The 13,385-nt window shown below is 34.1% G+C and carries 7 protein-coding genes; 5 read left to right on the forward strand and 2 right to left on the reverse strand.

From position 1 onward, the window contains the following. Nucleotides 1-432 (reverse strand): PaaI family thioesterase, encoded by a 432-nt coding sequence (locus ABTV69_RS21325; protein ID WP_026730337.1) that lies wholly within the window; start codon nt 430-432, stop codon nt 1-3. A 309-nt stretch (nt 433-741) separates the two neighbouring features. Between ABTV69_RS21325 and ABTV69_RS21330 the strand changes: the two genes are divergently transcribed. The 5 genes from ABTV69_RS21330 to ABTV69_RS21350 all read left to right on the forward strand — a co-directional run bounded on the left by ABTV69_RS21330 (nt 742) and on the right by ABTV69_RS21350 (nt 11,699). Then, nucleotides 742-2,253, forward strand: a complete 1,512-nt coding sequence (locus ABTV69_RS21330; RefSeq protein WP_433832433.1) for a hypothetical protein — start codon at nt 742-744, stop codon at nt 2,251-2,253. Nucleotides 2,254-2,850: 597 nt separating this feature from the next. Next, nucleotides 2,851-6,504 carry a phosphoribosylformylglycinamidine synthase gene (purL, locus tag ABTV69_RS21335; RefSeq protein WP_433832435.1) on the forward strand — a complete coding sequence of 1,218 codons (3,654 nt, stop codon included), beginning with the start codon at nt 2,851-2,853 and terminating at the stop codon, nt 6,502-6,504. 249 nt (nt 6,505-6,753) lie between these two features. Continuing rightward, nucleotides 6,754-9,165, forward strand: a complete 2,412-nt coding sequence (locus ABTV69_RS21340) for a TonB-dependent receptor domain-containing protein (protein ID WP_433832437.1) — start codon at nt 6,754-6,756, stop codon at nt 9,163-9,165. Between the two features lie 146 nt (nt 9,166-9,311). Further along, a complete protein-coding gene (locus ABTV69_RS21345) occupies nt 9,312-9,743 on the forward strand; it encodes a hypothetical protein (RefSeq protein WP_433832439.1) in 432 nt (143 codons plus the stop codon). 177 nt (nt 9,744-9,920) lie between these two features. Continuing rightward, nucleotides 9,921-11,699, forward strand: a complete 1,779-nt coding sequence (locus tag ABTV69_RS21350) for an AMP-dependent synthetase/ligase (RefSeq protein WP_433832441.1) — start codon at nt 9,921-9,923, stop codon at nt 11,697-11,699. Nucleotides 11,700-11,969: 270 nt separating this feature from the next. On the opposite strand, the gene ABTV69_RS21355 is transcribed toward ABTV69_RS21350, so the two are convergent. Continuing rightward, on the reverse strand, nt 11,970-12,476 hold the full coding sequence (locus tag ABTV69_RS21355) for a hypothetical protein (RefSeq protein ID WP_433832443.1): 507 nt from the start codon (nt 12,474-12,476) through the stop codon (nt 11,970-11,972). Nucleotides 12,477-13,385 lie beyond the last annotated feature (909 nt).

Consider the following 13,385-nt stretch of genomic DNA (forward strand, 5'->3'; position numbering starts at 1 on the left):
TTATTCACTTTTCTTTCTATCCAAAACCATATTCGTCAATTTGCAAAGCGAAACCAAATTTCCTTCTTCATCGGTAATTTTGATTTCCCAAAGATGAAGGCTTCTTCCTTTGTGAATAATTCTGGCTGTTCCAAAAACATAACCTTCACGAATACTTTTTAGGTGATTTGCCGAGATCTCGATACCTCTTACCTCCTGCTCTTTCGGATTGATAAAAAAGAAAGAAGCTGCACTGCCGACGCTTTCTGCCAAAGCAACAGAAGCACCTCCGTGCAACAATCCCATTGGTTGGTGAACGCTTGGATTTACAGGCATTTTTGCAGTTAAAAAATCTTCTCCGGCGTCAATATATTCAATTTTCAGCGTTTCCATTAATGTGTTTTTTGAAAACTCATTACAGCGTGCCAAAATTTGTTCTTTTGTATGATTCATTTAAACTAAACTTTAAAAACGTAAAATTAAAGAAAGATAATACATAAATCTAAATCCTCTCGAAATTTCGGGACTAAAAATTAAAATTCGACTCCAAACCTGTAGGTTTTTTGTTATTTTTACAAAAACAATCAAAAATAAATCTTTGGCTTACTTTTTTGCCACAGATTACACAGATTATATGGATTAATTTTATGTCACAAATTTCACCAATTTGTACTAAATAAATTCGAGAAATTAGTGAAATTCTTGGCGGAAAATAATCATTTTAATTCCTTTAATCTGTGGCTATAAAAACTTAAATAATCAATGCGTCAATACTTTGCACTCTCCATTATTGGTCTAATTTTAGTTTTCAGCTCATGCCGAACTGACTTTGACACCGTTGCCAGTACTGGAGATTTAAAGTTTTCAAAAGACACTGTTTATTTGGATACTGTTTTTAAAAATATTGGTTCCAGCACTTATCAATTAAAAGTGTACAATCGAAGCAAAAATGACATTTCTATTCCGATTATTCAATTTAAAAAAGGTTTAAGTTCTAAATACCGTATGACAGTTGACGGAATGAGTGGCGCAAATGGAAAAATTTTTAAAGATGTTACGCTTTTGTCGAAAGACAGTTTGTATATTTTTATAGAAACCACAGCCGATATTACTGATGCCAATCCAACTGATTTTTTATATACTGACGAAATTCAGTTTGACAGCGGTGCCAATTTGCAAGAAGTGGCTTTGGTTACTTTAATTCAGGATGCTGTCTTCTTGTATCCAAACCAAAATCCTGATGGAACCAAAGAAAAAATCAAAATCGACGGCAAAGATGTGGATGGGTTTTATTTAAGTGAAAGTGATCCTGTAAATGGAAATGAGCTTCTTTTCACTAAGCAAAAACCTTATGTAATTTATGGTTATGCCGGAGTTCCAGAAAACAAAATAGTTACTTTTGAAGCTGGCGCGAGAGTTCATTTTCACACCAATTCCGGATTGTACGTCGGCAAAAATGCATCGCTACAAATAAACGGAACGGCTTCTTCAACTGATAAACTTGAAAATGAAGTGATTTTCGAAGGAGACCGTTTAGAATCTCTATATTCGGATATTCCTGGACAATGGAAATCGGTTATTTTGGAGAAAGAAAGTGCCAATCACTTTATCAATCATTTGACCTTAAAAAATGCTATAACAGGTTTAGATATCAGAATTGCACAAAATCCGATTGAGATTAAAAACATCCAAGTTTATAATTGTGTGGAATACGGGATTTTAGCTCAAAATGCACAAATTACAGGAGAAAACATTGTTATAAATCGCGCTGGAATATCAAGTTTATCTTGTATTTATGGTGGAAATTATAAATTTACACACTGTACATTTAATAACAATTGGTCGGGCAGTTCTCCGTTTGCGGTAAATTTAAGCAACTCTTTGGCAGGTGCAAGTCCAGAAACCAATCCGCTTACTCAGGCTACTTTCAACAATTGTATTATATATGGTTCGGCTACAAACGAATTTAACTTAGATAAAAATACAAAAGCGCCATTTGTTTATCAGTTGAATAATTGTTTATTAAAATTCAGCAGCACAACCACCGATCCGAATTACCAATTTAAAACCGATACAGCACATTATACCAATATTATTCTGAATGAGAATCCGAAATTCTACAATGTTTCTCAGAATAAATTCAATATCGATAAAACTTCTGCCGCTTTCGCGAAAGGGAATCAGGCATATATAATCCCGACAGATATTTTAGGAATTATGAGAACTTCTCCACCAGATTTGGGCGCTTATCAGAGTAAAGATTTCCCGAAATAGATTGTTTTGCCACGAAGGCGCTAAGACACAAAGGTTTTTTACACAAAGTATATCGTAGAGACGCACTGCAGTGCGTCTACGCAACGAATATCCACAATATGTTAGACGCACTGCAGTGCGCCTCTACGGAATATTGGAACGAAAATCGAATCTTTGTCGATTTTTAAATATGATTTTCTTCGCCAATTCATATCACTCGGGTTTCGCTCCTTGAAATGACAAACTACACTTAAAAACAAGAAAAAACAACATTTTTTTATCCTAAAAACCTCATTTCCCTTCAAAATATCCTTTTTTAATAATTTGCCTATTTCGTAAATTTTGCAAATCTGCTCTTTAAAAAAATCGAAATTTATGCAGTTTCCACTTCACTATTTTCCCTTCTAAAAGTTTAATATTACAGAACATATCAAAAAAGAAATTTTACTAAATCTTTAAATTTTTCAAAAGATCGAAACCTATTGATATTGCGTCTTTTTGGTAGAAAAAATGCAAGAAAAAAGCAATTTCATTTTTTTTGAAAAGAGATGGTTTTCAAATTTGCGCTTACTATTTATTTACACTAAATTTGCACCTTCAAAACAACAAACTACACAAATGATCCATTTCTTTGAAAACCAAAGCAAAACTGTTTTTGCCGTACAAACGCAAAACGAAATTTCAGCTCAAGACATTTCAAAATTAAACTGGCTTTTTGCCGATGCGAGCAAAATCGAAAAATCAGCATTGTCTGGTTACTTCGTTGGTCCGCGCGCTACTATGATTACCCCTTGGAGTACAAATGCTGTAGAAATTACTCAAAATATGGGTATTTCAGGTATTATCAGAATTGAAGAATTTCACCCGGCAACGGAAGATTTCAATGATTTTGATCCAATGCTTTTCCAAAAATTCAACGAATTAGATCAAGAAATCTTCACTATCAACATTCAGCCAGAACCAATTTTGGAGATTGATGATATTGCAGCTTACAACAAAGTGGAAGGTTTAGCTTTAAGCGAAGAAGAAGTTGAATACCTAAATAATCTTTCGACTAAACTTGGAAGAAAATTAACAGATTCTGAGATTTTTGCTTTCTCACAAGCAAATTCAGAGCACTGTCGTCACAAAATTTTCAACGGAACATTTGTGATCGATGGCGAAGAAAAAGAAACTTCTCTTTTCAAATTAATCAAAAAAACATCTCAGGAAAATCCTAACGATATTGTTTCTGCTTACAAAGACAACGTTGCTTTTGTAAAAGGACCAAAAGTGCAGCAGTTTGCACCAAAATCGGCTGATAAACCTGATTTTTACGAAATAAAAGAATTTGATTCGGTTATCTCTTTAAAAGCCGAAACACACAATTTCCCTACAACTGTTGAGCCTTTCAACGGTGCTGCGACTGGATCAGGAGGAGAAATCCGTGACCGTTTAGCAGGCGGACAAGGTTCATTGCCATTGGCTGGAACTGCAGTTTACATGACTTCTTACTCTCGTTTGAAAGAAGACCGTAAATGGGAAAATGCAGTTGAAGAAAGAAAATGGCTGTACCAAACTCCAATGGATATTTTGATCAAAGCTTCAAACGGAGCTTCTGATTTCGGAAATAAATTTGGACAACCTCTTATTACAGGTTCTGTTTTAACTTTCGAACACGAAGAAGAAAACAGAAAAATTGGTTACGACAAAGTAATCATGCAAGCAGGTGGAATTGGTTATGGAAAATTAGATCAATCGATTAAAAAGAAACCACAAGAAGGCGATAAAATCGTTATTCTTGGAGGTGAAAACTATAGAATCGGAATGGGTGGTGCTGCGGTTTCGTCTGCAGATACAGGAGCTTTCGGTTCAGGAATTGAGTTGAATGCAATTCAGCGTTCAAATCCAGAAATGCAAAAACGTGCTGCAAATGCTATCCGTGGTTTAGTAGAAAGCGACAATAATCCAATTGTTTCGATTCACGATCACGGTGCGGGTGGGCACTTAAACTGTCTTTCTGAATTAGTCGAAGAAACTGGAGGCTTGATCGATTTAGACAAATTGCCTGTTGGAGACCCTACTCTTTCTGCAAAAGAAATTATTGGTAACGAATCTCAAGAAAGAATGGGATTGGTTATTGGTCAAAAAGATATCGATACCTTACAAAGAATCGCTGACAGAGAGCGTTCTCCAATGTACGAAGTTGGAGATGTGACGGGAGACCACCGTTTTACTTTCGAATCAAAAACTAATGGTTCTAAACCTATGGATTATGCTTTGGAAGATTTCTTCGGAAGTTCTCCAAAAACGGTTATGACCGACAAAACTATCGACAGAAAATATGCTGACGTTTCGTACTCTGCAAATGATTTCGAAAGTTATTTAAAAGACGTTTTACGTCTAGAGGCTGTTGCTTCAAAAGATTGGTTGACAAACAAAGTGGATCGTTGTGTTGGAGGAAGAGTAGCGAAACAGCAAAATGCGGGTCCGTTACAATTGCCTTTGAACAACGTGGGTGTAATGGCTTTGGATTTCTTAGGAAAAGAAGGAATCGCAACTTCTATCGGGCACGCTCCTATTGCGGCTTTGATTGATCCTGTTGCGGGTTCTAGAAATGCTATTGCAGAATCGTTATCTAATATTATCTGGGCTCCAATCAAAGATCAGTTAAAAGGAATTTCACTATCTGCAAACTGGATGTGGGCTTGTAAAAACGAAGGTGAAGACGCTCGTTTATATGCTGCTGTTGAAGGTTGTTCTGAATTTGCAATCGAATTAGGAATCAATATTCCAACTGGAAAAGATTCGCTTTCAATGAAACAAAAATATCCAAATGATGAAGTAATTGCGCCGGGAACGGTTATTATTTCGGCTGCTGGAAACTGTACTGATATTAAAAAAGTAGTTGAGCCTGTTTTACAGAAAAACGGAGAATCAATCTACTATATTAATTTGTCTCAAGATGATTTCAAATTAGGAGGATCTTCTTTTGCACAAATCAGAAATACAATCGGAAACGAAACTTCTACTATTAAAGATGCAGCTTTCTTCAAAAATGCATTTAATACGATTCAAGATTTAATCGGCGAAAGCCAAATCTTAGCAGGTCACGATATCGGAAGCGGTGGTTTGATCACGACTTTATTAGAAATGTGTTTTGCTGATGTAAATCTTGGAGCTAAAATTGATTTCAGCGCTTTCGCAGAAAAAGATTTGTTGAAAATCCTTTTCGCAGAAAACATCGGAATTGTATTCCAAGCAAAATCAGATGCAGCTGTTGAAGCTAAATTAAATGCTAACAATATCGAATTCTTCAAATTAGGTTCTGTTCAAGAATCGGCAGTTTTGGAATTTGGTACTTATAAATTGGATATTCCAACTTACAGAGATGTTTGGTTTGAAACTTCTTATTTATTAGATCAAAAACAATCTAAAAACGGAACTGCAAAGGCACGTTTCGAAAACTATAAAAATCAGGTTTTAGAGTATACTTTCCCTGCACACTTTACAGGAAAAGCGCCAGTAATTGACAACTCTAAACCAAGACCAAAAGCTGCGATTATTCGTGAAAAAGGAAGTAATTCTGAGCGTGAAATGGCAAACGCAATGTACTTGGCTGGATTTGACGTAAAAGACGTTCACATGACCGATTTAATTTCAGGTCGTGAAACGCTAGAAGATATTCAGTTCATCGGAGCTGTTGGAGGATTCTCTAACTCTGACGTCTTAGGTTCTGCTAAAGGTTGGGCTGGAGCTTTCTTGTACAACGAAAAAGCAAAAACAGCTTTGGATAATTTCTTCAAAAGAGAAGATACTTTATCGGTTGGAATCTGTAACGGATGCCAGTTGTTTATGGAATTAGAAGTAATTAATCCAGAACATGAAGTTCACGGAAAAATGCTTCATAACGACAGTAACAAACACGAAAGTATCTTTACTTCAGTAAAAATTCAGGAAAACAATTCGGTAATGTTATCTACTTTGGCAGGAAGTACTTTAGGAGTTTGGGTTTCTCACGGAGAAGGTAAATTTAATTTACCAATGGGCGAAGAAAACTACAACATTGTTTCTAAATATGCTTATGAAGGATATCCAGCAAACCCTAACGGTTCTCATTATGACGTAGCTATGATGTGTGACAAAACGGGAAGACATTTGGTTACAATGCCTCATATTGAGCGTTCTACTTTCCAATGGAACTGGGCTTATTATCCAAATGACAGAAATGACGAGTACACGCCATGGCATGAAGCTTTTGTTAATGCAAGAAAATGGATTGAGAAAAACTAAGAAATATATTTTTAAGAAAGCGCCCGAATTATTGGGCGTTTTTTTTTGCCACAGATTAAACAGATTGCCACAGATTAAACAGATTTCCACAGATTCTCCTTCCCTTAGCATAAAAAATCATTTTAATCCTTTTAATCCTTTTAATCTGTGGCTAACAAAAACACTATTTAAAACGACTCTAAGATTAATTTAATGGTATCTTAAGACAGTTTAAGCAAGCACAAACTTTCGAGTAAATATCTTTGTCTCATGAAAAAATGGAAACAAAATTTACTCGCTGCAATTCTCTTATTTGCTATAAGCCAATACTCTTTTAGCCAAAAAACAAACTCTATAAACGGAACGGTATCTGATGGAAAAAATCCAATCGAGTTTGCCGATGTAGTTTTAAAACCTGTCATTGATACAACCAAAACAGTAGCTTATGCTACTACTAATTCTTCTGGAAAATTCATTCTTGAAAATATAAAACCCGCAGAATATATTTTAAAATTTCATCTAATTGGTTTTAAAACTTACAATCAGAAAATAAAATATACTGGTTCTCCTATTTCGCTTAATAATATTGTTTTGCACGAAGATGCCAATCTTTTAAATACAGTTGTAGTGCAATCTGAAAAGAAACAGATTCAGAAAACGGCTGAAGGTTTTGTTTTTAATGCGGTTTCAAACATTTCACAATCGGGCGGAACAGCAATTGATATGTTAAAAAGCATCCCGACAGTCTCGGTTGATGCTGATGATGCCATTTCGTTAAGAGGAAAAACACCTTTGATTTTAATTAATGGAAAAAATTCTGCCATTACAGACATGAATCAGATTGCAGCGAGCAGTATTGAAAGCATTGAAATTATTACAAGTCCAAGCGCAAAATATGATGCTAATGCTGAAAGTGGCATCATTAATATCAAACTAAAAAAAAACAATCTAAACGGAATAAATGGTGCCGCAGTTCTAGGCGGTGGTTTTGGTGCCAAAGGAAGATTAAGCAGTTCTGCTCTTTTAAATTATAAAAATGATAAATGGAATGTTGGTTTGGCTTACGACAATCGTTTTGCAGGAAGAACCAAAAGCATAAAAGGCGAAAGAACCAATTATTTTATTGATGATGAACATTACATTCTTCAAACCAGACATGACGAACGAACAGAAGGTTTGCAGAACTTAAAATTCAATCTTGATTTTTCGCCAAACGAAAGAAATACATTTTCATTTGAAGCTTTAGGAAATTTGGAAAACAAAGACAATAATGAAACTTTAAATACGGCTATTTTCAATAGCTCAAATCAGTTTTATTCTGCTAATCAACGTCATTCATTAGAAATACAAAAAGCAAAAGCGGCAGAAATGGCATTCAATTATGACCGCAAATTTTCTGATGATAGAAAAAGTTTAAATGCCAACATTACCACTTCTTTCAATTTTGATAAAGAAAACACGGATATCGACACTAATAATTATGATGAAAATGGCGCTATGACGGGTGATACTTTTTGGCAAAAAACTCATAATTACGAAAAAGAAAATATCTCGAATGCTATTCTAAATTACACTTTTCCTATTTCGCAAAAATCAACAATCGAAACAGGTTACAAAGGAACATTCAGATTTTTTAACTCCGATTTTCAAAGCGCTGATTTAATTAATGGCGATTATGTTGTAAATCCTCTTACGAGCAATATTTTTGATTTTAACGAACAGATAAATGCTTTTTATGGAGTTCTTAATTCTTATTCTGGAACAAAAGAAAATGAGAAATGGAAATATTATTTAGGATTGCGTGCAGAACAGGTTTCAAACAATGGAAAAACAGAAAATGGAAGCGATAATTTTTCTAATAATTATGTGAAGTTCTTCCCTTCTGCATCAATTCAATTAAACTTACAATCTGATGAATTTTTAAAATTTGGTTATAGCAAACGTATCAATCGTCCAGATTTAGATGATTTGAATCCTTTTGTTGATATTACCGACGCTTTAAATCCGCATGGCGGAAACCCATATTTGAAACCTGAAATCATTCATATTGTAGAATTGAATTACAACAAAGAATGGGATAAATATTCGTTGTCTGGAAATGCGTTTTATAGAAATGCAAACAATACAATCAGACAATACTCTATTCTTCAAGACGATGGCTCGGTTTTATTACAACCTCAAAATATCGGACATATGGTTACTTACGGAATTGAAGGTATTTTTAGTCTAAAACCATTTTCTTTTTATGATGCTAATATCAGCTTAACTGCTTTTCAGCAAAATATTGGCGGAACCAATTTGCCAGGATCGGAAGATGTAGTTAATAGCGCCTTCAGCTGGTACGGAAAAGTAATCAATAACTTTATTCCATGGAAAGGCGGAAAATTGCAGATCATTGGAAATTACAATTCTGCTGTAGCCACTCCGCAAGGAAAAAGAATTCCGATCTATAATGTAGACATGGGATTTCAGCAAAAACTTGGAAAAGGAAATGCTCGTTTAGGATTAGTAGTAACTGATATATTCAATACTTTAGAAAGCGGTTATAAAAACAATACAGCATTATTTAGAAATAGCAGAACTTCAAAATCAGACACGAGAGCTTTGATGATTACATTTGCTTACACTTTTAGATCGGATTTTAAAGAAAAACTATTAGAAAATCAGTTTTCAACGGAGTAAAAACGGCTCTTTAATCCTAAAAAAAGAAAAATTTCATTCTTGTATTTTTAAGCGATACTTCTATTGAAAAATTGAGTTATATTCGCCGAAAGAAAATCAGCCCGACGGATTTCCAACGACCCAAAAAACACTTAATCCTACATAGAATGAAATTTTTACATTTATTAGTGGCGACACTATTTTTCACTGCCTTTCAATCACATTCGCAAGTCCACGTTGACCAAATTACTCATAATTCAAAAGAACGCTATATTACCACGACAATCGGTTATCCAGTTCCAGGAACTTATGCTCCATTAAACCAAAAACAGCCCATTACCGTTTTAAATCCAGACGGAACAGGTTTTATTCAAGCCGATGATTTAAGCAAACAAAAAATCAATTGGGGAATTGAATGTACAGACGAAGGTGTTGCTGTTTTTAAAGAAGGATTTAACAGCGCCTCTTATACTTTTTGGTACCGCCCAAATGACAGCGAGGAATGGTACTATTCTCAATTCTCCATTCACTTTGCCAAGAAAAAAATGTTTTTAATGGGCGAAAGAGTAAAAGTCTACGAAGATTATAACGTACAATAACGTTTAAAAAACATCTTCAAATTAAATTTTTCTTGATTTTTTAGAAATTTCACGGCGAAAAAGAAAACGTTTTCGTTGATTTTTAATAGTCTCTATAAATTTTCCCATTAAATTTTATAAAACTGAAAATCATACCCAAATTTTATTTAATTTGCAATAAAATTCAATATATTAAACATGGTTTCAATCACACGCCTTTTTGATTTTCCCTATTATCAACAAGAAACTTACAATCTTCCGGTTGCTCTAGCGACTAAAAAAAACGGAGTCTGGGAAAAAACATCTAGCCAGGAATATATTGCAAAAGCAAATGCTGTTTCGAGAGCATTATTGCGTATGGGCGTTCAGAAAGATGATAAAATCGCATTAATTACTTCGAATAACAGAACGGAGTGGAATATAATGGATATTGGTATTTTGCAGACTGGTGCTCAAAATGTTCCAATTTATCCGACCATAGCAGAAGAAGATTACGAATATATTTTAAACCATAGTGGCAGTATTTACTGTTTTGTTTCTGACGAAGAAGTGTTGCAGAAAGTAAATGCCATAAAAGCCAATGTACCGACTTTAAAAGAGGTATATTCTTTTAATGAAATTTCAGGATGCAAACACTGGACAGATCTTCTTGCACTTGGCGAAGATGAAAGCAATCAAAGCGAAGTTGAAGCTAGAAAAGATAGCATCAAAACGGATGATTTGGCGACTATCATTTATACTTCTGGAACAACAGGAAGACCTAAAGGCGTAATGCTTTCGCACAAGAATATTGTATCAAATGTATTGGACAGCGCGCCAAGAATTCCGTTTGATCCAGGAAAAAGTACTGCCTTAAGCTTCTTGCCTATCTGTCATATTTTTGAAAGAATGATTTTGTACATCTATCAATATTATGGTGTTTCGGTTTACTTTGGAGAATCAATTGACAAAATTAGTGACAACTTAAAAGAAGTACGACCAACTGTAATTACAGCTGTTCCAAGACTTTTAGAAAAAGTTTACGATAAAATTTATGCAAAAGGTGCTGAACTAACAGGAATTAAGAAAAAACTGTTTTTCTGGGCTATTGATTTAGGTTTAAAATACGAACCTTATGGAGCAAATGGCGCTTGGTATGAATTCCAATTAAAAATTGCCCGCAAACTGATTTTCAGCAAATGGAAAGAAGGTTTAGGCGGAAATTTAGATTTAATGGTTTCTGGAAGTGCTGCTTTACAGCCACGTTTAACAAGAGTTTTTGCTGCTGCGGAAATTCCAGTTATGGAAGGATACGGTTTATCTGAAACATCGCCAGTAATTGCGGTTAACGATCAAAGAAACAGAGGTTTCAAGATTGGAACGGTTGGAAAACCAATTCGTAACCTTGAAGTTAAAATTGCTGAAGACGGAGAAATTTTACTGAAAGGACCAAATGTAATGTTAGGCTACTACAAAGATCCAGAAAAAACAGCCGAAGCGATTATTGACGGTTATTTCCACACAGGAGATATCGGAGAAATTGACAGCGAAGGTTTCTTAAAAATTACAGACCGTAAGAAAGAAATGTTTAAAACTTCTGGAGGTAAATATATCGCTCCGCAAATGATCGAAAATGCGATGAAACAATCTCGTTTTATTGAACAGATTATGGTTATTGGGGAAGGCGAAAAAATGCCAGGTGCTTTTATTCAGCCAAACTTTGAATTTGTAAAAGAATGGGCTAAAATCCATAAAATTACAATAGGAAACACAGACGCTGAGATTGCATCAAATAAAGATGTTATCAAACGAATTGATGAAGAAGTAGAAAGCATCAACAAAAAATTTGGTCATTGGGAACAAGTAAAACGTTTTGAGCTAACTCCAGATGTTTGGTCTATTGATGGTGGACAACTTACTCCTACTCTAAAATTGAAACGAAAAATTATTAAAGAGATTTACAAAGATCTTTACGCTAAAATCTACGGGAATAATTAATAAATCAAAATAATATAACCAAAACGAAAAGGCTGTCTCAATGAGACAGCTTTTTTTTATGCTTTTTAATAAAAAAAAACTGCAGATACTTGGTTTACCTGCAGTTTTATACAACTATCAACTATATGATAACTGCGATTTAACAAATTAAATTCTAATTTTATGCAAACTCTAAGTTTAGTTTCACGCCCATTAAACCGTTTCAAGCTGATTTTTTTTATAAATCTTTTATCATTTATCCCGATGGCTATCGGGATTGTGGCAAAATGCCTAGAAGAACATGCTTTTGAAATCTAGAAAGAAACTTCTTTTCTTAGACTTTTTTTCTGCCTTTTCTTTTTTAGCACTGTCCATCTTTTTCTCAAAAACCATTTTAGCTTTCTCAAACTTTTTAATAGGTTTTATTTCTTCTTTTTTAGAAGTTTCATAGAACTTTTTGAAAGGTCTTGGCTCAAAATCAACCAAAATAGCTGCCATGTTGATAGCATCAAGGTTGGAGGGATCTGTTTCACCTTTGAAGAACGTTTCAATAGGACGGAACTTATCTTTTTTCTCCTTAAACTTGTTCTTTTTGCTGTGATCGAAATCTAATCCCAATAGATTCTTGAAAACATTCAAGTCATCTTGAGTTGGGTTGTTTTCGAAAATAAGCCAGCACAAATCACGAAGCTTACCACGAGATGGCTTGTACAAATAATCAAAATATTGACCGCCTTTTTCTATCTCGTATTTTTTTCTAATCTCTTTTTTATATTTATCTAGTGTATTGTTTTGCATGATGTTTTACTTTTTTTTGTAATTCTTGGAATCTCAGGAAATCGAAGGCTTTTCTGGGAAATCCAATATCACAAAAGTTCAAAGCACCCTTGCTTTACCAGAGAAATACCTCTAAATGATATATACCATTTCCCTAAAATTTACCTTTTCATTCCATAGGCTAGTGCATTCTAAATCTGCTCGTTTAATCGAGGCAAAAGAAGATTCACTTAACTCCACTGTATCTGTTTGACCGGTATGAAGACCAGACGAAAATCCTATTTCTTGATTCATCCTTAAATTTTTATTATTAAACTTTATTTTTTTTAAGCTTCTGAGCTGCTAAGATGCTAAGCAGCTATTTTTTTTTAATTTGCTTGCGACTTTGTGCCTTTGTGGCCAGTAATCGGCATAAAAAAAGCACCCGATAAAAGGTGCTTCATAACAAATAAGATATCACTATCCTATTGCTTGTATTGATGCACCAGCATATATAACCATTCACTACCTAGTGTCGAGGCTGCTACTCTTAGGTTATCTATGTTTGATTTAAAACTCATTTTATATATTTTATTTACTAAAATCATTTTGTTGTTGTTGTTGTTGTTGTTGTTATCTGAAACTCATTGTTTCAATTTTGTTTGGCAAAGATATGATGGAAAAATTCATATTTCCAAATTATTTTTAACATTATTTTATTGACAATCAATTAGTTATACCAAAAATAAAAACAAAGAAATTCCTGTCCGCATACTAGTGCAGATTTCTCTTTTGTATCAAATGACTGTCGCTCATCGGGTTACTCTCCAAGACTATATTTCGCTATTTTGATTAATCATTAAACATTTTGTCAAATTATTTTTTTGATTTTTTTTAGTTATGGTTTGATTTTCTATCATTTTCTTGTGCTAGTAAGCGAATTTGAATTCG

Source organism: Flavobacterium anhuiense, assembly GCF_050990855.1.
GTDB classification, from domain to species: Bacteria; Bacteroidota; Bacteroidia; order Flavobacteriales; family Flavobacteriaceae; genus Flavobacterium; species Flavobacterium anhuiense_C.

Bases quoted from the DNA above. Each gene is read 5' to 3' on its own strand.
- ABTV69_RS21350 (WP_433832441.1), top strand. From the start codon at position 9,921: ATGGTTTCAATCACACGCCTTTTTGATTTTCCCTATTATCAACAAGAA.
- ABTV69_RS21355 (WP_433832443.1), bottom strand. From the start codon at position 12,476: ATGCAAAACAATACACTAGATAAATATAAAAAAGAGATTAGAAAAAAA.
- ABTV69_RS21340 (WP_433832437.1), top strand. From the start codon at position 6,754: ATGAAAAAATGGAAACAAAATTTACTCGCTGCAATTCTCTTATTTGCT.
- ABTV69_RS21345 (WP_433832439.1), top strand. From the start codon at position 9,312: ATGAAATTTTTACATTTATTAGTGGCGACACTATTTTTCACTGCCTTT.
- purL (WP_433832435.1), top strand. From the start codon at position 2,851: ATGATCCATTTCTTTGAAAACCAAAGCAAAACTGTTTTTGCCGTACAA.
- ABTV69_RS21330 (WP_433832433.1), top strand. From the start codon at position 742: ATGCGTCAATACTTTGCACTCTCCATTATTGGTCTAATTTTAGTTTTC.
- ABTV69_RS21325 (WP_026730337.1), bottom strand. From the start codon at position 432: ATGAATCATACAAAAGAACAAATTTTGGCACGCTGTAATGAGTTTTCA.